Source organism: Klebsiella sp. BIGb0149 (genome assembly GCF_004362605.1).
GTDB lineage: Bacteria > Pseudomonadota > Gammaproteobacteria > Enterobacterales > Enterobacteriaceae > Klebsiella > Klebsiella terrigena.
Genome location: NZ_SNYG01000004.1, coordinates 410,780 through 432,547 on the forward strand (window position 1 = coordinate 410,780; position 21,768 = coordinate 432,547).

The 21,768-nt window shown below is 59.3% G+C and carries 22 protein-coding genes; 7 read left to right on the top strand and 15 right to left on the bottom strand.

What is annotated here, in order from left to right:
* Window positions 1–21: 21 nt before the first annotated feature.
* The 6 genes from uhpC to rbsK all read right to left on the bottom strand — a co-directional run bounded on the left by uhpC (window position 22) and on the right by rbsK (window position 6,826).
* A complete protein-coding gene (gene uhpC, locus EDF75_RS16865; protein WP_133600236.1) occupies window positions 22–1,350 on the bottom strand; it encodes an MFS transporter in 1,329 nt (442 codons plus the stop codon).
* A gap of 9 nt (window positions 1,351–1,359) precedes the next feature.
* On the bottom strand, window positions 1,360–2,841 hold the full coding sequence (gene uhpB, locus EDF75_RS16870) for a signal transduction histidine-protein kinase/phosphatase UhpB (protein WP_166646203.1): 1,482 nt from the start codon (window positions 2,839–2,841) through the stop codon (window positions 1,360–1,362).
* A gap of 17 nt (window positions 2,842–2,858) precedes the next feature.
* A complete protein-coding gene (gene uhpA / locus EDF75_RS16875; RefSeq protein ID WP_133600238.1) occupies window positions 2,859–3,452 on the bottom strand; it encodes a transcriptional regulator UhpA in 594 nt (197 codons plus the stop codon).
* Window positions 3,453–3,534: 82 nt separating this feature from the next.
* Entirely contained in the window at window positions 3,535–4,551 is a 1,017-nt protein-coding gene (locus tag EDF75_RS16880) for an aldose 1-epimerase family protein (RefSeq protein WP_133600239.1), read from the bottom strand.
* An 11-nt stretch (window positions 4,552–4,562) separates the two neighbouring features.
* The gene (gene fucP / locus EDF75_RS16885) at window positions 4,563–5,879 is read right to left on the bottom strand and encodes an L-fucose:H+ symporter permease (protein WP_045853770.1); all 1,317 of its coding nucleotides are present in this window, start codon (window positions 5,877–5,879) and stop codon (window positions 4,563–4,565) included.
* Window positions 5,880–5,905: 26 nt separating this feature from the next.
* On the bottom strand, window positions 5,906–6,826 hold the full coding sequence (rbsK, locus tag EDF75_RS16890) for a ribokinase (RefSeq protein WP_041143306.1): 921 nt from the start codon (window positions 6,824–6,826) through the stop codon (window positions 5,906–5,908).
* Between the two features lie 335 nt (window positions 6,827–7,161).
* On the opposite strand from rbsK, the gene EDF75_RS16895 reads away from it, so the two are divergent.
* Window positions 7,162–7,953, top strand: a complete 792-nt coding sequence (locus tag EDF75_RS16895; protein ID WP_133600240.1) for a DeoR family transcriptional regulator — start codon at window positions 7,162–7,164, stop codon at window positions 7,951–7,953.
* 1 nt (window position 7,954) lies between these two features.
* Here EDF75_RS16895 and ilvN read toward each other — a convergent pair whose 3' ends face one another.
* The 3 genes from ilvN to ivbL all read right to left on the bottom strand — a co-directional run bounded on the left by ilvN (window position 7,955) and on the right by ivbL (window position 10,134).
* Complete coding sequence (ilvN, locus tag EDF75_RS16900) at window positions 7,955–8,245, bottom strand: acetolactate synthase small subunit (protein WP_041143308.1); 291 nt, start codon at window positions 8,243–8,245, stop codon at window positions 7,955–7,957.
* Between the two features lie 3 nt (window positions 8,246–8,248).
* Complete coding sequence (ilvB, locus tag EDF75_RS16905) at window positions 8,249–9,937, bottom strand: acetolactate synthase large subunit (RefSeq protein WP_133600241.1); 1,689 nt, start codon at window positions 9,935–9,937, stop codon at window positions 8,249–8,251.
* Between the two features lie 101 nt (window positions 9,938–10,038).
* Window positions 10,039–10,134 (bottom strand): ilvB operon leader peptide IvbL, encoded by a 96-nt coding sequence (gene ivbL, locus EDF75_RS16910; RefSeq protein ID WP_133600242.1) that lies wholly within the window; start codon window positions 10,132–10,134, stop codon window positions 10,039–10,041.
* A gap of 575 nt (window positions 10,135–10,709) precedes the next feature.
* Between ivbL and tisB the strand changes: the two genes are divergently transcribed.
* The 4 genes from tisB (at window position 10,710) to emrD (ending at window position 13,597) form a co-directional block, all read left to right on the top strand.
* A complete protein-coding gene (gene tisB, locus EDF75_RS16915; protein ID WP_072051767.1) occupies window positions 10,710–10,799 on the top strand; it encodes a type I toxin-antitoxin system toxin TisB in 90 nt (29 codons plus the stop codon).
* An 88-nt stretch (window positions 10,800–10,887) separates the two neighbouring features.
* Entirely contained in the window at window positions 10,888–11,334 is a 447-nt protein-coding gene (locus EDF75_RS16920) for a GNAT family N-acetyltransferase (RefSeq protein WP_133600243.1), read from the top strand.
* A gap of 69 nt (window positions 11,335–11,403) precedes the next feature.
* Window positions 11,404–12,237: a DMT family transporter gene (locus EDF75_RS16925; protein ID WP_133600244.1), complete on the top strand. Its 834-nt coding sequence runs from the start codon at window positions 11,404–11,406 to the stop codon at window positions 12,235–12,237.
* 175 nt (window positions 12,238–12,412) lie between these two features.
* A complete protein-coding gene (gene emrD / locus EDF75_RS16930) occupies window positions 12,413–13,597 on the top strand; it encodes a multidrug efflux MFS transporter EmrD (protein ID WP_133600245.1) in 1,185 nt (394 codons plus the stop codon).
* Between the two features lie 70 nt (window positions 13,598–13,667).
* On the opposite strand, the gene dsdC is transcribed toward emrD, so the two are convergent.
* Window positions 13,668–14,597, bottom strand: coding sequence for a DNA-binding transcriptional regulator DsdC (gene dsdC, locus EDF75_RS16935; RefSeq protein WP_133600246.1), 930 nt, complete (start codon window positions 14,595–14,597; stop codon window positions 13,668–13,670).
* Window positions 14,598–14,824: 227 nt separating this feature from the next.
* On the opposite strand from dsdC, the gene dsdX reads away from it, so the two are divergent.
* Together dsdX and dsdA are read left to right on the top strand one after the other, a co-directional pair.
* Window positions 14,825–16,162, top strand: a complete 1,338-nt coding sequence (gene dsdX / locus EDF75_RS16940) for a D-serine transporter DsdX (RefSeq protein WP_133600247.1) — start codon at window positions 14,825–14,827, stop codon at window positions 16,160–16,162.
* Between the two features lie 17 nt (window positions 16,163–16,179).
* On the top strand, window positions 16,180–17,508 hold the full coding sequence (gene dsdA / locus EDF75_RS16945; RefSeq protein ID WP_133600248.1) for a D-serine ammonia-lyase: 1,329 nt from the start codon (window positions 16,180–16,182) through the stop codon (window positions 17,506–17,508).
* Between the two features lie 7 nt (window positions 17,509–17,515).
* On the opposite strand, the gene EDF75_RS16950 is transcribed toward dsdA, so the two are convergent.
* The 5 genes from EDF75_RS16950 to EDF75_RS16970 form a co-directional block, all read right to left on the bottom strand.
* Window positions 17,516–17,956, bottom strand: coding sequence for a radical SAM protein (locus EDF75_RS16950; RefSeq protein ID WP_166646204.1), 441 nt, complete (start codon window positions 17,954–17,956; stop codon window positions 17,516–17,518).
* Window positions 17,957–18,015: 59 nt separating this feature from the next.
* Window positions 18,016–18,360, bottom strand: coding sequence for a DUF202 domain-containing protein (locus EDF75_RS16955; protein ID WP_133600250.1), 345 nt, complete (start codon window positions 18,358–18,360; stop codon window positions 18,016–18,018).
* A 7-nt stretch (window positions 18,361–18,367) separates the two neighbouring features.
* On the bottom strand, window positions 18,368–18,715 hold the full coding sequence (locus EDF75_RS16960; protein WP_095102437.1) for a YidH family protein: 348 nt from the start codon (window positions 18,713–18,715) through the stop codon (window positions 18,368–18,370).
* A gap of 108 nt (window positions 18,716–18,823) precedes the next feature.
* Window positions 18,824–20,146 (bottom strand): 6-phospho-alpha-glucosidase, encoded by a 1,323-nt coding sequence (locus tag EDF75_RS16965; protein WP_133600251.1) that lies wholly within the window; start codon window positions 20,144–20,146, stop codon window positions 18,824–18,826.
* Window positions 20,143–21,765, bottom strand: coding sequence for an alpha-glucoside-specific PTS transporter subunit IIBC (locus tag EDF75_RS16970; RefSeq protein ID WP_133600252.1), 1,623 nt, complete (start codon window positions 21,763–21,765; stop codon window positions 20,143–20,145). Before EDF75_RS16970 ends, EDF75_RS16965 begins: the two co-directional genes overlap by 4 nt.
* Between the last annotated feature and the right edge of the window lie 3 nt (window positions 21,766–21,768).

The following is a 21,768-nucleotide window of genomic DNA, read 5'->3' on the forward strand; positions in this document are numbered from 1 at the left end:
GGGGCAAAAAGGAGAGCCAGGTCACGCTTCGCTGGCGGTTCTCGGCGCCTGGGCGTTTAAAAACGGCAGCAGCAGCAGCGCCGAAATGCCGGCGGCGATGGTAATCACCACAAAAAAGCCGCTCCAGTGCCAGACGTCCATCACCTGCGCCAGCGGCCAGCCGGAGAGCGAGGCTCCCAGATAGGCAAATAGCCCGACAAACCCGGTTGCCGCACCCGCCGCGTCCCGATGTGAGCACTCCGCCGCCGCCATGCCGATCAGCATCTGCGGGCCGAAGACAAAGAAGCCGGTGGTAAAGAAGCAGGCGGCCTGCATCACGTAGCTGGCAAACGGCATCAGCCACAGGCCGCCCACCGACAGCATTATCCCGGCGGCAAAAATCAGGTTCATCGGCCCGCGGTTGCCGTTGAACAGCTTGTCCGAGCCCCACCCGGCCACCAGCGCGCCGATAAACCCGCCCAGCTCAAACATGGTCACCGCCGAGTTGGCGGTCACCAGATTGACCCCCAGGGTCTCCGACATGTAGAGATTGCCCCAGTCGTTAATCGCCGCCCGCACCACGTAAACCAGCACGTAGCACAGCGACAGCAGCCAGATATAGGGGTTCGTTAATACGTACTTGTAGAGGATCTCCCTGCGCGTCAGGCCCTGCCCCTCCTGCTGCTGGGCGATCTCCAGCTCATCGTGACGCCAGTCGCCTACCGCGGGCAGCCCCACCACCTGCGGCCGGTCGCGCAGCCGCCAGCAGAGAAACAGCCCGGCGAGGATTGCCAGCATCCCGGCAATCATCATCCCGGCACGCCAGCCGTAGTGCAGCGCCGCGGCGCCGATGACCATCGGGATCAGCGCGCCGCCGACGTTGTGGGCGGTGTTCCACAGCGCCCACCAGCCGCCGCGCTCGGTACGGGAGTACCAGGACGTCAGCAGACGGGCGCACACCGGCGAGCCCCAGCCCTGGAAAAAGGCGTTCAGCGCCCACAGCAGCGCAAAGGCCCACAGCGAGGTGGAAAAGCCGAACAGGATATTGACCACCCCGGTCGCAATCAGGCCGAGGCCCATAAAGTAGCGGGCGTTGGAGCGATCGCTGACGATGCCGGATAAAAATTTAGACAGCCCGTAGGTGATGTAAAACAGCGTCGCCAGCAGGCCGATATCGCTGCGGGTCAGCACGTTGCTGGCGAGAATCTCCGGCACCGCGGCGTTGAAGCTTTTGCGCGTGAAGTAGAACAGCGCGTAGCCCAGCCAGATGGTCAGCAGAATATGGCGCCGCCAGTAGCGATAGCGTTCGTCGAGGGCCTGCTTATCGGCTATCGGCGCGGCGTCAGGGGGAGATTTCATAAAGGTAAACATCTTCGTTCCTCAGGCGTAGCGCAGCGGCAGGCTGACGCAGACGCGCGTGCCGTGGGTGCAGGAAATGGTTAAGGTCCCGCCCAGCGCCGTCACGCGCTCGCGCATGCCGATCAGGCCAAAGCCGTGCTGTCCGGTGCCCGGCGGCAGCCCGCTGCCGTCATCCTCAAGCACCAGCATCAGCCGCTCGTCCTGCTGCCAGCCCTGCAGCGTAACCGCGCTGGCGCTGGCGTGCTTAACGATATTGTTCAGCCCCTCCTGGCAGACGCGGAACAGGGTAACGCGCTGGCTCTCACTCAACGCGGGTTCATCGATGCGCCAGTCGAGGTGGCTGACTATCCCGCGATCTTCGAGCTCCATTTCGCGCATCAGCGAACGTACCGCCTGTTCAAGGGTCAGATCGTCGAGCTGCCGCGGGCGCAGGCGCCCCAGCAGGCGGCGCACCGAGTCATACACGCCCAGGGAGAGCTGCTCAATCAGCTGGCTGCTCTGCCTGACGCCGCCGTTCTCCGGCGCCAGGCGCTGGACGATCCCGGCCTGGGTGCGGATGGCGGTGATGGTCTGACCGATATCGTCATGCAGTTCGCGCGCCACGTCGCGGCGCACGCTCTCTTCGGTTTCCAGCAGGCGTTCCGCCAGCCGGCGGTTGCGCGCCAGCTCGCTTTGCAGCGACTGGTTCAGCTCACGCAGGCGCTGAATGCCGGCCCCCAGCAGCAGGCCGGTCAGGCTTTGCGCCAGCAGGGAGAGCAGCAAATCAACCGGATGGTCGTGCCAGGTCTGGCTGGCGATGAGGGCAATCGCGTTCATCAGGGCGGCAATCAGCGCCCCCTGCCAGCCGTAGTGCCAGGCCAGGGCGATAATCGGCAGCGCCAGGCAAAACGGCGTAAAGCGGGAGAGCTCGGCGGGCAGCCCCAGCTGCAGCCACAGGCTGACCATAAACAGCAGCAGATACCAGATCAGATGCCGCCCGCGCCAGTTCACCGGCTGCGAAACCAGCGCCGGCCCCAGCGGACGCCAGACGGTGCTGGTGAGGTAGTGCCAGATGACCAGGCAGGTCGGCGCCAGCGTCAGGCCGCCGGTCAACGTCAGCAGCAGGGCGTTGAGGCCGTCGCTGCCTTCACCGAGCCACGGCAGCGATTGCAGCAGCGCGGCGGCGATCAGCGCGCCGCCCTGGCGCAGCAGGGTCAGCCAGTCGCGCTGCTGGCGATAGCGCGAAATCAGCGCCACCGGCAGCAGGGTCAGCAGGCTGCCGATCGTCAATATTATCGGATGGGCCAGCGCCACTTCCTGCGCCAGCCAGAAGATCAGCAGCCATTCCGCTCCCAGCAGCACCGGCCAGTAGCCGCGCGGGCACTGCAGCATCAGGCCAAGGCGTAGACCGAAGGGAAACAGCAGTACCGCGAGATCCGGGCGCGCCACCACGTGCAGGCTGATGCTCCACAGGCAGAACCACGCGGCGGAGAAGATAAAGAAGCAGCCGACGACCGAGAGCAGCCGCGAGAACAGCGCTTTCACTGCCAGCTATCGAACATGCGCCGCGCCAGCTCAACGTCGTTGCTGACGCCCAGCTTTTCCAGCAGGTTAGCGCGATGAACGTGGACGGTCTTGGGCGATAGCCCAAGCTCGGCGGCAATCTCTTTCACCGCCATCCCCTGGGCCAGCTTTTCCGCCACCTGCCGTTCGCGCCTGGTGAGCGGGTCCTGGCGACCGGCCGCCAGCTTCATGGCGATATCCGGCGTCAGGTAACAGCCGCCGGTCGCCACCGTACGGACGGCGGCAATCAGCTCATCCGGACTGCAGCGTTTGGAAAGAAAGCCCCGGGCGCCGGCGTTCAGCGCCTGCTCCACCAGCGCCGGGCTGTCGTGGACCGAGAGCATAATGGTCGCGATGCCTTTGGGCAGCTGGCTCAGCAGCTCGAGGCCCGAGATATCCGGCATCGAAATATCGCAAATACAGACCTGCACGCCGCGGCCCGGCAGACCTGCCAGCGCCTCGCGGCCGGAGCCGAACTCCGCCACCACCTGGAAATCGGTTTCCAGCCCCAGCAGCTGCGCAAAACCGGAGCGGACGATGAGATGATCGTCAATAAGGGCAATGGAGGTCATGGCGTTTCCTGGCGGATAAAAAAACGCGCTTACCTTAACGATAAGCGCGCTGCTGTTCAAGCCTTGAGCATTATTATACCCATCAGCCGCCGATGCCGGTGGTCACGCTGAAGGCGCGGGTCTCCTGCGGAGCCAGCGAGATCAGGCTGCCGTTACGCTGCGCCGCCAGGAATCCTTCGGGACGACAGGTGGCCGGTAGCGCAAAAGCCGCCACCTGCTGATCGCCGTTATAGAGGATCCAGCGGGTCACATAGTTCAGCTCCGCGCTGGAGAAACGGGTGATGAACGTGGTGCCATCCGGAGCCGTCATGCGAAATTCAGGCCTGTCGGTGTAGCGATCCAGCCTGTCGGCGAAAAAGACGATTTCCGGATCGTAATAGTCCGGCTCGTTCAGCGCGGCCAGCGACGCCTCCCCTTGCAGAATACGCCGGTTGAACGCCAGCCACTGCTCGGTCGGATGCACGTGGCCCGGTACCGATTCGCGCAGCGCGAGCGCGTCGTCGGGGATATTCTGGCTGAAGCTGGCCCCGGCCACATAGGCATAGTTCATATGGCACATGTACTGGAGCGGCATCGCGACGGAGGCGAGGTTGGTGACCGCCATGTGAATATCAAAGAGCGCGCTCTCTTTATGCAGTACCACCGCGGGCTGCGCCCGATAATGATGACCGAAGCCCATCACGTATTCATAGCGTCCCGTGACCCGCAGGCTCTCCCCCTCCAGCTCCAGCCAGGCTTCATCCATCGCGGCGCAGGCCATTTCGCCGTGCAGCGGATGCACGTCCTCCGGCGAAGGGCAGCCGTTCGCCAGCAGCCCGGAGTGGAAGGCGAAGCAGCCGTAGGTGGCTACCACTTCCGTCGCCGGCTTCGGCTCGCGGAACATATTGCGCATCGTCAGATCGTGACCATCGAACTCCGCGTCCCAGATCATTTGCCCCAGCCAGGGCAGAATGACCAGGTAGCCGCGCGAGTTCTCTACCCGTAGGCCCTCTACGCCGCTGGCGTAGCGGAACGCGGTCACCGTAAAGGCATCGTTTGCCAGCAGGACGCGAGGGTGCTCGGTAAACAGCTGACGCCATAGGGTTAAACGTGTCGACATGATGATTCTCCTCAGGAGGCCGTCGCTTCGGTCAGCGCACGGCGCGCTTTGCACTCACGCCAGAAATAGACGCCCACGTAGATGAAGCACAGCATCGGCACCAGGAACGACACCTGCAGGGAGTGGAACATGTCCGCAACGTAGCCCTGAATCGCCGGCACCACCGCCGCGCCGATAATCGCCATCACAATCACCGCTCCGGCCATTTCGGTATGCTCGTTATCAACCGTATCGAGGGTCCCGGCATAGATGGTCGCCCAGCAGGGTCCAAACAGGACGCTCACCAGCACCGCCACGTATACCGCGCTGAAGCTCGGCGCCAGCGCCACGTAGGCAAGGAACAACGCGCCGATCGCCGAGTAGATAATCAGCACTTTTTCCGGCGTGAAGCGCGTCATCAGAATGTTGGCGATAAACTTGCCGATGAAGAAGCAGGCGAAGCTGTAGACCATAAAGGTTGAGGCATCGCGCTCGTTGATATCCCCCAGCTCCAGCGCCAGGCGGATCGTGAACGACCAGACGGTGACCTGCATCCCGACGTAGAGGAACTGGGCGATAATCCCGCGACGGAAGCGGGCGTTGCTCGCCAGGTAGCGCAGAGTGTCCAGCGCCGACGGACGCTTATGGTTCGCCGTCTGCGCCACTTTGCAGGTCGGGAAGCGGGTCAGCAGGAACAGCACCATCACCACCACCAGTACCATGATCATGTACTTGTAGGGCTCAAGGGTGTTTTCCAGCATCAGGATTTTAAAGTTATGGATCTGCTCGGCGTTCATGCCCGCCATCTGTTTTTCGAGGCTTTCACCATCGGAAAAGACCAGATATTTGCCCAGCAGGATGCCGGCCGCGGCGCCAATCGGATAGAAGGTCTGGCTGATATTCAGGCGTAAGGTCGCCTGCGCTTTTGGCCCGATCATTGAGCTGTAGGTGTTCGCCGCCGTCTCAAGGAAGCTCAGGCCGATAGCGATGGCGAAAATCGCGGCCAGGAACATGGTGTAGGTTGCCATGTGCGAGGCCGGGAAAAAGAGCGTACAGCCGACGATATAAAGCGTCAGGCCGGTTAAAATCGCCACCTTATAGCTGGTTTTTTTAATCACTAACGAGGCTGGAATGGCAATTAAAAAATAACCGCCATAAAACGCGCTTTGTACCAGCGCCGAGGCAAAGTTACTCAGCGCAAATACGCTTTTAAACTGAGTGATTAAAATATCATTTAATGCCGCAGCGCATCCCCATAGCGGGAATAAACAGGATAACAAAATAAACTGGAACAGAGGGGTTTTATTCAGATAGCCGTCGGCCATCTGAACGATATTTTTATCGTTCATAGTGCTACCTTTTACAGTGCAGAGGGTTATTCGTTTAACGCCAGATATTCATTGAATTGCTCAATGCTGGGATAAGACGATTGGGTACCTTTGCCGGTGACGCTGAAGGCGGCAAAGAGTGAGGCTTTTTTCATCGCGGCTTCAACATCGCCGCTCTGGACGTAGTAATGCGCAAAACAGCCGATAAAGGCGTCGCCGGCGCCGCTGGTATCAACCGCGCTGACCTTAAACGCCGGAACGTGAACGTCCCGATCGCGCGTCATCCATAGCGCACCTTTCTCACCCATGGTGACAATAATATTGTTAAGCCCTTTTTCGACGAGGCTGCGGGCGGCGGCGCGAATATTATCGTAAGTATCCACGGGCAGTCCGGTTAATATTTCCAGCTCGGTTTCATTAGGGACGAAAAAGTCACATTTGCAGGCGTAGGACATATCTAATTCACGCAGCGCCGGCGCCGGATTTAATAACACTTCAATTCCGTGTTTTTTACCAAATTCAATGGCGTGATAAACCGTTTCCAGCTGAACTTCAAGCTGTAAGACAATCAGCTGACACTTTTTTAAATCTTCGGCAGCGCGATCGATATCCTCCGGGGAGAGAAACTTATTGGCGCCTTTAATAATCAGAATACTGTTGCTGGAGTTGGCGTTAACAAAAATCGGCGCCACGCCGCTGCTGGTGCAGGGGACTTTTTCAACATAGGTCGTATTAATGCCCCAGGATTCCAGATTGCGAATCGTGTTATCGGCAAAAATGTCGTCCCCAACCTTAGTCAGCATCAGAACTTTGGAGTTAAGCTTGGCTGCCGCGACGGCCTGGTTGGCGCCTTTACCGCCGCAGCCAATTTTAAAAGAGGGCGCCTCGAGAGTTTCCCCCTCTTTTGGCATCTGATTGGTATAGGTGATCAGATCCACCATATTTGAGCCGATAACCGCGATATCCATTTTACTACCTCTTAGAAACAATCACATAACAATGATATTATAGTAACATTATCATGTTACTTACGTATCATTTGTGACCATGATCGCGATTGCAGAATCACAGGCTGTTTATTTAACAGCCACCTCTGTTCAGCCGCTCGGCATGCCCGTAAAACAACAAGTCCGAGCAATAAACATAAGACACTGAAAATAAAATACTTACAATTTAACAGGCGCGATCTTACCCGCTTTTAATTCTTGATAGCCCACAGTATAGTAGTGTGAATGCAGAATGTTTCGACGAACGAAAAATGTTACTAAAGGAACATTTTCGCCCAAACTTGCGGAGAAGGTGAATGGAAACAAAGCAAAAAGAACGTATCCGGCGTCTGATGGAGCTGCTCAAGAAAACCGACCGCATCCATCTCAAAGAAGCCGCACGGATGCTGGAAGTTTCGGTGATGACCATTCGTCGGGATCTCAGCCTCGAGAATGACCAACCGCTGCCGCTGACTCTTCTGGGCGGGTACGTGGTGATGGTGAACAAACCCTCATCGCCCTCGGTCAGCGCTCCGCCGGCGGGCAAAAACCCCCACCACCGGGATGATTTGTCCGTCGCCATCCTCGCCGCCGGGCTGGTAAGCGAAAACGACCTCGTCTTTTTCGATAACGGCAGCGAGATGCCGCTGGTGATCGGCATGATCCCGGATGACATTACCTTTACCGGAATTTGCTACTCGCACCGGGTGTTTATGGCGCTGAATGAAAAGCCTAACGCCACCGCGATCCTCTGCGGCGGCACCTACCGGGCCAAGAGCGATGCGTTTTATGATGCCAGCAACCCCTCGGCTCTCGATTCGCTGAATCCGCGGAAGGTGTTTATCTCCGCCAGCGGCGTACACGAACATTTTGGCGTTAGCTGGTTTAACCCCGACGATCTCACCACTAAACGCAAGGCGCTGGATCGCGGGTTACGCAAAATCCTGCTCGCACGCTCCGGGCTGTTCGATGACGTCGCGCCCGCCAGCATCGCCCCGCTCTCGGCCTTTGATGTCCTGATCAGCGATCGTCCCCTGCCGGCAGACTACGCGCTGCACTGCCGGAACGGGTCGGTAAAAGTCATCACGCCGGATTCGACGAGCGACTAGCTCACTCGAAAAAGACGGCGATTTTATTGAACATGGAAGGATCGGACTGATTGCGCGTCACCTTCTCGACATCTTCCAGCTTATCGATTTGGCTGATCATCTGCTCGAGACGCTGGTCGTTATTGACCAGCAGCCAGATGTGGCTCTGATTGCTGTTTTGAATCGGCAGGCATAGGATGCCTTCCACGTTGAAGGCACGACGGGCGAACAGGCCACAAACGTGGGTCATGACCCCAGGGTGGTTGCGTACGGTGAGTTCCAGAATAACGTTGTCATGAGTCTGCTGTTGCATGGTTTATTCCCCCACCATTTCTGTATTTGCCGCACCCGGCGGTACCATCGGATAGACTTTTTCTTCGGCATCGATTCGCACATGAATCAGCGCCGGGCCAGGACGGTCAATTATCGCCTGCAGCGCCGCCTGCGGATCGGCTTCATGATTTAAGTCGCAGGTTTGCAGGCCGAAGCCGGCGGCAATCTGCATAAAGTTAATCATCCCCGGATAGGTGGCGGCAAACACGCCCTGCGGGTAGAACAGGCTCTGCTGCTGATGCACCAGGCCCAGCGCTTCGTTGTTCATCAGAATAATTTTTACGTCGAGCTGATTTTCAGCGGCGGTGGCCATCTCCTGAATGTTCATCATCAGGCTGCCGTCGCCGGAGAAGCAGATAACCTTCCGCTGCGGGTTCGCCAGGGCTGCGCCAACCGCCGCCGGCAGGCCAAAGCCCATAGTGCCCAGGCCGCCTGAGGTCAGCCACTGGCGGGGGCGATTCAGCGGATAGGCCTGCGCGGTCCACATCTGGTGCTGGCCCACGTCGGTGGTGATAATCGCTTCATCATCCACGCAGGCGGCGACGGCATTGATCAAACCGTAATGAGAGAGCGGGTCCTGCTGCTGCGGGATGGTGCACGGGAACTCGCGCTGCAGGTCGGCAACCAGCTGGCGCCACTCATCCCGCGGCTGCGCTGCAACCTGCGGGATCAGCTGCGCCAGAACCTCGGCAACATCGCCCTGGATAGCCACGTGCGGCTGTTTGATTTTACCCAGCTCGGAGCGGTCGATATCGACGTGAATAATCTGCGCATTCGGGCAGAACTGCTCGGTTTTACCAATCGCCCGGTCATCAAAACGCGCGCCTAAAACAATCAGTAAATCAGCTTCCTGCAGCGTAAAGTTGGTGCTACGCGCGCCGTGCATGCCGAGCATGCCCAGCGACAGCGGGTGCGCCTTCGGCAGCATGCCCAGCGCCATCAGGGTCATGGTAGTCGGCAGGTTGGCTTTTTCCGCCAGCTGGCGAACCTGCTCCGGAGCATTAATCACCCCGCCGCCCAGATAGAGCACCGGGCGCTTAGCGGCATTAATCATCGCCGCCGCTTCGCGTACGCTGGCGCCGTCAAACTCAGGCGCCGCCGCGCGAACGCCGGGATCGGGTAATGCATCCAGCTCAATGGTTGCGGTCTGCACGTCCTTAGGAATATCTATCCACACCGGCCCCGGGCGCCCGGACTGCGCAATGCGAAAAGCGTCGCTTATCACCTGCGGCAGCTCGGCAATGTCGCGAACCAGGTAGTTGTGTTTAGTGATGGGGATAGAGATGCCGTAGGTATCGACTTCCTGGAACGCATCGGTGCCGATCATTGAGGCCGGCACCTGGCCGGTAATGCAGACCAGCGGGATTGAATCCAGACGCGCGTCGGCGATGGCGGTGATCAGGTTCGTCGCCCCCGGGCCGCTGCAGGCCATACAAACCGCCGGCTTGCCCTCGGTGCGCGCCATGCCCTGGGCGATAAATCCGGCCCCCTGCTCGTGACGCGCCAGAATATGGCGAATCTGCTTGCTTTGGCTTAACGCGTCGTAGACCGGCAGAATGGAGCCGCCCGGAATACCCGTTACCGTGGTGATCCCCTGACGTTCCAGTAAATGAACAACTAACTGCGCGCCGGTAAAGCGCATTTTGTGTGATGCTGTGCCCGAACTTGCCATGCTCCAGTCCTTTTATTCTGAGCCGACCTACCGGGCGAGGGTCGAAAAAAAACCCCGCTCGGTTTGCGCCGGCGGGGTTTGGAATCGTGTTGTTCCGGACCCTACGGCGCATTGCCGACGACCACCACCACACGCACGACGACCACCGCGGCAGGCGCGGTTTTTAGTAGGGTCGCAGTCAGCATGGAAGCGTTCATTAGGGGCCTTTGTGTCGAAAAATTAACTGAATTTATACAAACACAGCCGCGGCCATTAAACAATGGATTTATTTTCAACCACGGAAATTTGCGCAGAGGATCACAATTTTTTAACCCGGTGTCAGAAAGCAAAAAACCCCGCCGCAGCGAGGTTTTTTTCAGCATTTTTGCGGCTGGTAACCGCAAGCACACTGTATTACGTCAACGCCAAAAGTATACGCGTTCGCGGAAGTTCACGCAATTTTAGCCAGGGTTTTTCATAAAATAGAGTATGGATCGGCGGTGGATTTTTGTCGAGAAAAATACTGTTTATTTATACAGTGAATGCTTATACTGAAAGCGTTCACTCTGTGCCATTCGGGGGCCGCATGTTTACCGGCGCAATCAAGTCCTGGCTGAAACGGGTGGTGCCGTCAGCGCCTTAACCCTGAAAGAGCACACTGTGTTACGTCAACAAATACGCTAATGCCTTCCGGGCACGGCAACGTGTTCAGGCAGGCGGCGTAGATCCTGGCTGGCAACAGGCGGCGGAAAGGTACGCCAGCCGGCTGTGCTCCTTTACCGAGGAGACGCGTATGGGCACGATGGATATTATCGTTCTTATCCTGAAACTCATGGTTGCCCTGTTGCAACTGCTTGATGCTGTCCTGAAACAGTTCCGCTGATTCAGGTTCAGGTCGCACCTGGGAGGGGCGGGAAACCGCCCCTCTACAGGCGGTCTCCCTTCACCTGCGCCAACTGATGGAGAAACTTATGCCACCGCTGCTGATTGCTGCCACCACGCCGGACGACGCCGGCTTTCTCGCCCTGCGTAGCGAAAGCCTCGCCCAGCACTTTAATATGCTGCGCCGCCTGGCGGAGAACTGGCAGAGCGGAGAAAACCGCTTTAACGCGCCGGGAGAAAAGCTGCTTGGGGCCTTCCGTGGTGGAGAGCTGGTGGGCGTTTGCGGGCTGAACGTTGACGCCTACAGCCAGCAGCCGCGGGCCGGGCGCATTCGTCATCTGTACATCGGCGAGCGCTACCGGCGCCAGGGCATCGGGCAGCAGCTGCTGGTGGCGGCGATCGCCCATTCCGGCACCTGGTTCGATTTCCTCAATACCCATGCGCCGTCGTCGGCCTGGCCGTTTTATGAAAGCCTGGGATTTCGTCCGGTTTACGATGAGCCGCGGGTGACGCATCGCCTGTTCTGCTCGCTGTAGCCGCCTCTGGCTGGGTGAAAAAGCGCATGTTACAGTTTCACTACCTTGTCCCCACCGTGCCCCACCCTGATGACGATAAACGTTTTCTGCATTCTGCTGTTCGCCGCCCTGCTGCACGCTAGCTGGAATGCGATCGTCAAAGCCAGCGGCGATAAGATGTACGCGGCAATTAGCGTGAGCGGTTCGGCGGCGGTCATCGCCCTGCTGCTGCTGCCTTTCGCGCCGCAGCCGTCCCTCGCCAGCGCGCCGTATCTGCTGCTTTCCAGCGCCCTGCAGGTGGTTTACACGGTACTGGTAGCAAAAACCTACCAGGTGTCGGACATGAGCCAGACCTATCCGCTGATGCGCGGCACGGCGCCGCTGTTGGTGGCGATAGTGAGCGTCGTGTTTCTCGGCGATCGCCTCTCCCCTCTGGCATGGGCGGGCATCGGAGTCATCTGTCTGGCGATCCTGGCGATGGCCTACAACGGGCGCGCCAGCTCGCGCCGCGGCGTGGTGCTGGCGCTGATTAACGCCTGCTTTATTGCCGGCTATACCCTGGTTGATGGTACCGGCGTCAGGCTCTCCGGCTCTGCGCTGGGCTACACGCTGTGGTCCTTTTTGATGAACGGAAGCTGCCTGCTGGTCTGGGCGACGATCGCTCGTCGGCGTGAAGTCAGCCGCTATCTGCGCCAGCACTGGCACAAGGGGCTGCTCGGAGGCGTCAGCACCATGGGCTCCTACGGCCTGGCGCTGTGGGCCATGACCCAGGCGCCGCTGGCGGTAGTTGCCGCGCTGCGTGAAACCTCCATTCTGTTCGGCGCGCTCATCGCCTTTGTGCTGCTTAAAGAGCGGGTCATACCGCTGCGCATTGCCGCCGCCTGCGGCATCGCGGCCGGCGCGATCCTGCTGCGCCTCTCTTAGCGGATCATGGCAACATTAGTTGCCGATTATTGTTTACAAAACCTGCCTTTAATTCCCCGACAATCGCCGCCGGGTGGTTGTTCTGTCATTTTTATGTGGTAGATTCCTCCATCGTTTACCGGATGTGCCAGTCACATATTCTTCATTTATCTCTACTAACAAAGTATTCATCGACATGAAACGGCATAAGAACTTCAATTTGTTGTTGATGCTGGTCGTGCTGGTGGCCGTTGGCCAGATGGCGCAGACCATATATATTCCGGCGATTGCCGACATGGCCGTCTCGCTCAACGCCCGCGAGGGCGCCGTGCAGAGCGTGATGGCGGCCTACTTGCTGACCTACGGCGTATCGCAGCTCTTTTACGGGCCGCTGTCCGACCGCGTGGGGAGACGCCCGGTGATTCTGGTCGGGATGTCTATCTTTATGCTGGCGACGCTGGTTGCCATCACCACCCATAGCCTGACGGTGCTGATTGTCGCCAGCGCGATCCAGGGCATGGGCACCGGCGTCGGCGGCGTCATGGCGCGTACCCTGCCGCGCGATCTGTACGAAGGTGCGCAGCTCAGGCACGCCAACAGCCTGTTGAATATGGGGATTCTGGTCAGCCCGCTGCTGGCGCCGCTGCTTGGCGGGGTCCTCAATACGCTGTGGAGCTGGCGCGCCTGCTACGCTTTCCTGCTGGTGCTATGCGCCGTGGTCACCTTTAGCATGGCGCGCTGGATGCCGGAAACCCGCCCGGCCGGCGCGCCGCGGACCCGCCTCACCACCAGCTACAGAACGCTTTTCGGCAACGGCGCATTCAACTGCTATCTGCTGATGCTGGTTGGCGGCCTCGCGGGAATTGCCGTTTTTGAGGCCTGCTCCGGCGTGCTGATGGGCGCCGTGCTGGGCTTGAGCAGCATGGCGGTCAGCATCCTGTTTATTTTGCCGATCCCGGCGGCCTTCTTCGGCGCCTGGTTCGCCGGGCGTCCGAACAAGCGTTTCCCGACGCTGATGTGGCAATCGGTGATTTGCTGCCTGCTGGCGGGAATTATGATGTGGCTTCCAGGGCTGATGGGCGTCATGACCGTCTGGACGCTGCTGGTGCCGGCCGCGCTGTTCTTCTTCGGTGCCGGAATGCTGTTTCCGCTGGCAACCAGCGGCGCAATGGAGCCGTTCCCGTTCCTCGCCGGTACCGCCGGCGCGCTGGTTGGCGGCCTGCAGAATATCGGCTCCGGCGTCCTGGCCTGGCTATCGGCGATGATGCCACAGACCGGCCAGGGCAGCCTCGGGCTGCTGATGATGCTGATGGGGCTGCTGATTATGCTGTGCTGGCTGCCGCTGGCGTCGCGCTTTAGCCGCCATCAGCAGCCGGTTTAGGGCTTCCGCAGTTCTCCCCGGGCCGCGACGCAAAGCGTCCTGCCCGGGCGCACGATTCAGCTCGAGGCCATTATGATTGCACCCGGCTCTGCAGCCAGTTGATAAAGGCGTCGATTTTTGGCCACTGGCGCCCCGGCAGCGTGGTCACATAGTAGTGCTGATGGCATTTCAGCGTCATCTCGCCAAACGGCGCGATCAGCTCCCCGCTCTCCAGCCGCTTTTGCACCAGCCTTTTTCGCCCCATCGCCACGCCGACGTGGTTCATCGCCGCTATCACCGCTAAATCGGAACGATCGAAGCCAATCCCCGACGATTGCGGCATATTAATCCCAAACTGCTGCGCCCAGCTAAACCACTCGTCGGTGCCGGAGTCATTGCTCCAGGCCTGGCGATCGTGCAGCAGCGTGCAGTGCTGGAGGTTATCGGGATTCTGCTGCAGCTGGTGCTGGCGGGCATAGTCCGGGCTGCATACCGGCACAATCGCCTCGTCCATCAGGAAGTGGTGGCTGAGCTGCGAGGAGGGCAAATCGTCAAAGTAGATAGCCAGGTCGATGCCGGCGCGCTGCATATTGACGTTATCGTTGCCGGTCAGCACGGTCAGCGAGATCGACGGGTAGCGGCGGGTAAAGTCGCCCAGCGCCGGGACCAGCCAGCACTGGGCGATCGACGGCCGCGAGTAGACCGTCAGGGTCCCGGACAGCTCCTGGTTTTTGATATCCAGGATCTCCTGATTGAGGCTATCGAGGGATGACTTCAGCGCCCAGAACACCCGCCTGCCTTCGTGGGTCAGCTCCACCTTGCGGTGCGAGCGGACGAACAGCTGAATACCCAGCTCCTCTTCAAGCTGGTTCATGCGGTGGCTCACCGCGCTGGGCGTCAACGACAGCTCTTCCGCCGCCAGGGCAAAAGATTCGTGCCGCGCGGCCACCTCAAAGGTATAGAGCTTTGACAGCTGCCAGCCGTTGAGCAGCCGGTTACCCCTCTCTTGTTGCGCATCCATCCTGCGTCTCCCCCCGATTTTATCAGCGCTGATTGTAAAGAAAACGGCCGCCAACCGTCGTCTTAAAGATGAATAAAAGTGACCCATAACGCAAAATAACGCCATTTTTAGACGTTAATCACTCATTTGATTCAATCTGATTCACCTGAAGAGCCAATTATATCGTTTGTCAGCCGGTGGCGTTTTTCCGTTCAATAAGCGCAGATTATTCACAGGCGAGGTGGGGTATGGAGTCGCAGATTTGGGTTGTGAGCACGCTGCTGATAAGCATCGTGCTGATCGTGTTAACTATCGTCAAACTGAAGTTTCACCCCTTCCTGGCGCTGCTGTTAGCCAGCTTTTTTGTCGGCGCAATGATGGGAATGAGCCCGCTGGATATGGTGAACGCCATTGAAAGCGGGATTGGCGGAACCCTGGGCTTCCTTGCGGCGGTCATCGGCCTCGGCACCATCCTGGGTAAAATGATGGAGGTCTCCGGCGCCGCAGAGCGTATCGGCCTGACGCTCCAGCGCTGCCGCTGGCTATCGGTTGACGTCATTATGGTGCTGGTGGGCCTGATTTGCGGGATTACGCTGTTTGTGGAAGTTGGCGTCGTGCTGCTGATCCCGCTGGCATTCTCCATTGCCAAAAAGACCCACACCTCGCTGCTGAAGCTGGCGATTCCGCTGTGTACCGCGCTGATGGCCGTCCACTGCGTGGTTCCGCCGCATCCGGCCGCGCTGTTCGTTGCCAATAAGCTCGGCGCCGATATCGGTACGGTCATCGTCTACGGCCTGCTGGTCGGGCTGGTGGCCTCGCTGGTTGGCGGCCCTCTGTTCCTTAAGCTCCTCGGCAACCGCCTGCCGTTTAAGCCGGCTCCCGCCGAGTTTTCTAACCTGGAAGTCCGTCAGGAAGAGACGCTGCCGTCGCTCGGCGCTACGCTCTTTACTATCCTGCTGCCTATCGCGCTGATGCTGGTAAAAACCGTTGCCGAGCTGAATATGACCAGGGGCGGCACGCTGTACATGCTGCTGGAGTTCATCGGTAACCCGATCACCGCCATGTTTATTGCCGTCTTCGTGGCTTACTACATTCTCGGCATCCGCCAGAACCTTGGGATGAGCGTCCTGCTGACTCATACTGAAAATGGCTTTGGCTCGATTGCCAATATCCTGCTGATTATCGGCGCCGGCGGGGCATTCAACGCGATACTGAAAACCAGCGGCCTGGCGGACTCGCTGGCGGTGATCCTGTCGAACCTGCATATGCACCCCATCCTGCTGGCCTGGCTGGTGGCGCTGATCCTGCACGCGGCGGTCGGCTCGGCCACCGTCGCGATGATGGGCGCAACCGCCATCGTTGCCCCGATGCTGCCGCTTTATCCCGGCGTGAGTCCGGAGATCATCGCCATTGCCATCGGTTCAGGCGCAATTGGCTGCACGATCGTCACCGATTCCCTGTTCTGGCTGGTCAAACAATACTGCGGAGCGAGCCTGAGTGAGACGTTCAAATACTATACAACGGCCACATTTATCGCATCCTTACTTGCGCTGGCCTGCACGTTCCTGCTTTCTTTCATCATCTGAGCGCCAAGAGACGTAATATGAAAAACGCTGACATGACTACTTTAATCGCACAGTTCCCGCTGCTGAAGGAGCTGATTGCCCTGAAAGAAACCGCCTGGTTTAACCCGGCAACCACCGCTCTGGCCGAGGGTTTGCCCTACGTCGGCCTGACCGGCGAAGACGTCCAGGACGCCCGCGCCCGCCTCGATCGCTTTGCGCCGTATCTGGCGCAGGCCTTCCCGGAAACCGCGGCCACCGGCGGGATTATCGAATCCGAGCTGGTGGCGATTCCGGCCATGAAAGCGCGGCTGGAACAGGAATTTGCGCAGCCGGTGGCGGGCGAGCTGCTGTTGAAAAAGGACAGCCATCTGCCGATCTCCGGCTCAATTAAAGCGCGAGGCGGCATTTACGAGGTGCTGACCCATGCGGAAAAGCTGGCGCTGGAAGCCGGACTGCTCACCACTGCGGACGACTACAGCAGGCTGCTGACGCCTGAATTTAAACAGTTCTTCAGCCAGTACAGCATCGCCGTCGGCTCCACCGGGAACCTCGGAATGTCGATTGGCATCATGAGCGCGCGCATCGGCTTTAAGGTTACCGTGCATATGTCCGCCGACGCCCGGGCGTGGAAAAAAGCGAAGCTGCGCAGCCACGGCGTGACGGTGGTGGAGTACGACCAGGATTACGGCGTGGCGGTTGAGCAGGGGCGTAAAGCCGCCGAATCAGACCCTAACTGCTTCTTTATCGACGACGAAAACTCGCGCACGCTGTTCCTCGGCTACGCCGTCGCCGGCGAGCGCCTGAAGGCCCAGTTTGCTCAGCAGGGCCGCGCGGTGGATGCAGACTATCCGCTGTTCGTCTATCTGCCGTGCGGCGTGGGCGGGGGCCCTGGCGGAGTGGCATTTGGCCTCAAGCTGGCCTTCGGCGACCACGTGCGCTGCTTCTTCGCGGAACCGACCCACTCGCCCTGCATGCTGCTGGGGATTTATACCGGACTGCACGACGCGATTGCGGTCCAGGATTTAGGTATTGATAACCTGACGGCCGCCGACGGGCTCGCCGTTGGCCGGGCGTCGGGATTTGTCGGCCGGGCGATGGAGCGTCTGCTGGATGGCCTGTATACCCTCGACGACCAGACGATGTACGACATGCTGGGCTGGCTGGCGCAGGCGGAGAATATCCGCCTTGAGCCTTCGGCGCTGGCGGGCATGGCCGGGCCGCAGCATATTTGCGCAAGCGAGACCTACCAGCAGATGCACGGCTTTAGCCCGGAGCAGATGCGCAACGCCACGCACCTGGTGTGGGCCACCGGCGGCGGCATGGTGCCGGAAGAAGAAATGGCGCAATATCTGGCGAAGGGCCGCTAGCCTGTCGTCAGCGCAGCAGCGGCATCAGCTCGGCGGGCGAGCGCTGCTGGTTTTGTAGATCACGCATGACGCGCATATAGGGCGCGCTCATGCTGTAAAACTGGCGATAACCCGCGCACAGCGGGTTTTGCCCCTTTTCCGCATTCAGCGGCGGGCAATCACCGCCGCAAAGCCTCAGCCACGGACAGTCGCAACACGCTGGCGTGACCGGCGCGTTGGCGGGACGCACCGCTTCCCCGCACCAGCCGCGTAGAGTGCTCTCAAAGGGCAACACCAGGATCCGGCCGATATCCTCGCGTACCCAGATAGCAAAAACCGCGCACAGGAACTCCCCCCAGGCCTCGGCATCTTCCGGCTGAAGCTGCGGAACAAAGCGGATCGCTGAAACGCCCTGCTGGCGTAGCTGGTGATAATATTCCTGCGGGCTCTGGCAGTGATGGCGATAAATATTGACGTCCAGTACCTTCAGCTCTCTCTCTGCGGCACTCCTCCTGTGGCAACGTCCTGTCATGTCACATCCTTAATGAATAAAACAATCTGCCGTAGATGAGTTACAGCAAACATTAACGCCAGCGAAAGCACTGCGAGGGAGATCAAAAATTTGTCACGTACCGCCCGGGATTGTACAAAATCGCTCTCGCTGATATCCATCAGGTTGCGGCTGCGGGTATAGCGCCAGAGAATAATGGCTACGGCGACCAGCACGCCAATCGACAGCCAGAACAGCGCCCCCGCGCTGTGCCAGTTGTGTTTGACTGCCAGCGCCATCAGCGCCCCGTAGCCCAGCAGCGTGCGGAACCAGGCCAGCGACGTGCGCTCCGGCTGCAGGCCAGGGTCACGCTCCCGCCGCATCCGCCGCCTATCCACCGTAGAGCACCAGTCCCGTCACCACCACGACCACAATCATCAGCAGAATGCTGATCGCCAGCAGCGTCCGGGTATAGGGCAAGTCCTGTTTCAGACGCATCGCCTTTTCATTACTCAGCCAGCGCAGATAGCCGTAAATGGCCAGGCCGCCGGCAAACAGGCACAGCAGCAGCGCCAGCGCTTCGCGAATCAGCGGCGTGGCAAAGTCGGGTGCCAGCTGATCGAGGCCGACGCCGGCGGCGAGAAAGCCCAGCGCCGTGCGGATCCAGGCGAGAAAAGTACGTTCATTGGCGAGTGAAAAGCGGTAATCCGGCGCTTCGCCGACGCGGGAGATTTTCATCAGGGTTCCTTGTTCGTGCCACGGCCAGGCTCCAGCATAGCGTAATTCATCACGAACGGGGGAAGAGGGAAGAACCGGCACCCGTTGGGTGCCGGTGAGAGGGAGAGATTAGTGCAGTTCTGGCCAGTACTCTTTATTGGCCGCGATCAGGTCATCAAGGATAGCCTTCGCAACGGAGGCGCTCGGCACGGTTTTCGACAGCGTAATCGCCTGCCACAGCTTGTGGTAGGAGCGATGTTCCCAGGCATCGACCACCAGTTTTTCGACCGCCACCTGCTGGCCCATCATCCCTTTCTGGAAGTTCGGGATATCGCCAACCGTTAGCGGCTCCGGCCCGTTATGGCCAACCAGGCACGGAATTTCAACCATCGCGTCGGCGTCAAAGTTATGGATAGCGCCATTATTCGGCACAATCAGCAGCATGCGCTCCTGGGTGTTGAAGGCAATCGCCGCCGCGAGGTCAACGATGTACGAAGCGTGCTCGTCGATTTCCAAATCACCTGCAGATGATTTGCCGGCGGCAATAATGGCCCGGCAGGCGCTGAAGACGTTTTTCTCGCGATGATCCATGACCTCGTTTGCGCGGGTGCGCTCAGGGTTGGAGTGCGCAACCACATAATCCGGGAACAGATAGTACTTCAGGTAGGTGTTCGGCATGGTATCCGGATCCAGCGCCTGCACATCTTTTGCCTTGGCAAAGGTATCGTTCCAGCTCGCTTCGGTATGCGGGTCGTTAGATGGCGGAACGTAGCCATATTTAGCGACATACTCACGCAATTTTGGCATCAGGTCGTTACCCTGCAGATCCTCAATCGACGTCCACCAGCCGAAGTGGTTAAGGCCGTAGTAGCGCACGCGCATCTGCTTGCGGTCTTTCAGGCCGACGATTTGCGCCATCCGCCCTTCGATACCGATCGGCATATCGCAAATGTTGAGGATTTTCGCGTTCGGACGCAGGCGGCGGGTCGCTTCTGCCACAATTGCCGCCGGGTTGGAGTAGTTAAGCATCCACGCGTTCGGCGAATATTTTTGCATATAGTCCACCAGCTCCAGCACGCCGCCGATAGAGCGCATACCGTAGGCGATGCCGCCAGGTCCGCAGGTTTCCTGGCCCAGCACGCCGTGGCGCAGGGGGATTTTTTCATCTTTTTCACGCATCGGATATTTACCGACGCGAATATGTGCCATCACGAAATCCACGTCGGTAAACGCCGCCTGCGGGTCGGTGGTGTAGCTGAACTCAATATCCGGTGCCTGCTCTTTGAGAATGACTTTACAGGCTTCAGCGATAGTCTCCTGCCGCGCGCCGTCGTTGTCATAAAATTTCAGTGCCCGCAGCGGGAAACGGTCCTGGTTAGCTAACAGCATTAATACGATGCCCGGGGTAAAAGTACTGCCGCCGCCTGCGATAACAACTGAGAATTTCTTCATGATACTGCCTCCGTCATGGTGTTTTGTTCGGTCTGTAGAGAATCTTTGATGAGGGTTTCAAGCTGGTCGCGAACCTGAGGAACGTGTAGGCCAACGATGACCTGGATCCCGTTGCCGCGCCGCACCACTCCGTGGGCGCCCAGCGCTTTAAAGACGTCGTCACTTTGCGTTTTCGCCATATCGACCAGCGTGATACGCAGTCGGGTGGCGCAGTTATTGATGCTCTCGATATTGCCCGCCCCGCCCAGCGCCTGCAGGAAGCCTGCGGCCTGGCCGAGTTTGGTCTCCGTCGCCCCTGCGGCGCTGGTTTTGCCGCGCGCCGCCTGGTAGTCGGCCTTACTGTAGAGCTTGATTTCACTCTCTTCCCGTCCCGGCGTTTTCAGGTTGAGTCGCAGGATCAGGGTGCGGAAGATAACGAAGTAGATACCGGTGAAGCATGCCCCGACGCCGATCTGGATAAACATCATCGAGGCGTGGTTGTGGAACATCGGGATCCAGTTTTGCGGCAGGAACTGATCCAGCAAACCGCCGCCAAAATTGCCTACCACGCCGCACATATACATCACCGTCGCCATCGTCGCCGCCAGCACGGCGTGCACGGCGAACAGCAGCGGAGAGATAAACAGGAAGGTGAACTCCAGCGGTTCGGTGATGCCGACCAGCATGGCGGTCAGGGTGGCCGGTATCAGCAGGCCGGCGACCTTGACGCGGTTTTCCGGGGCGGCGGTGAAGTAGAGCGCCAGCGCAATACCCACCGAGCCAAAGACCTTCGAGTTGCCGTGCAGGGCGAAGCCGCCTTCCGGGAACAGGGCCTTCAGCGGCTCGGTGCTCTGACTGAACTCCTGCAGATGCTGCGCCCAGTACATCTGGATGCCGCCTTCCACTACCGCCGGGCCGAAGATAAACGGACCGTAGACAAAATGGTGCAGGCCGGTTGGGATCAGGATCCGCTCAAGAAAAATATAAACCCAGACCCCGAGCGCCCCGGCCGAGCGTAAAAACGCCTGCAGAGATTCAATACCCATCTGCACCTTCGGCCAGCCGAGCAGCGTCAGCCAGGCGCAGGGGATCATCGCCAGGAATGCCACGATGACGACAAACGAAGAGCCCTGGAAAATACCGAGGAAAACCGGGAGCGGTTTATCAAAATAGCGGTTATGAATCGCGGTCACGAAGCCGGAAATAACAATTGCGCCAATGATGCTGGTATCCAGCGTTTTAATCCCGGCGATCATCGCCAGGCCGCTGCCGGCCGTAGGTTCAGCGGAAAAGTCGACGCCGAAGAAGTGACCCCAGGTCATCCCCATCGCGTTGATAAAGTAGTTCCAGGTCAGAAAGCTTACCAGCACCGCGAGGCAGGCCCGGCCCTGCGCCTGTTTAGCGAGGCCAATCGGCAGGCCGACGGCGAAAATCAGCGGCATATTACGAAATACCGTCCAGCCGCCCTCTTCAATAATGTGAACGATTTGCGCAAATAAATTATCGGGGGCCGTAAGCGCTTCGCCGACAAACATCGGGTTGCGCAACATAATGGCAATCCCGACCACGATCCCGGCAAACGGAAACAGCAAAACCGGGGTAAACATGGCGCCGCCAAAACGTTGTATTTGACTGAGCATTTT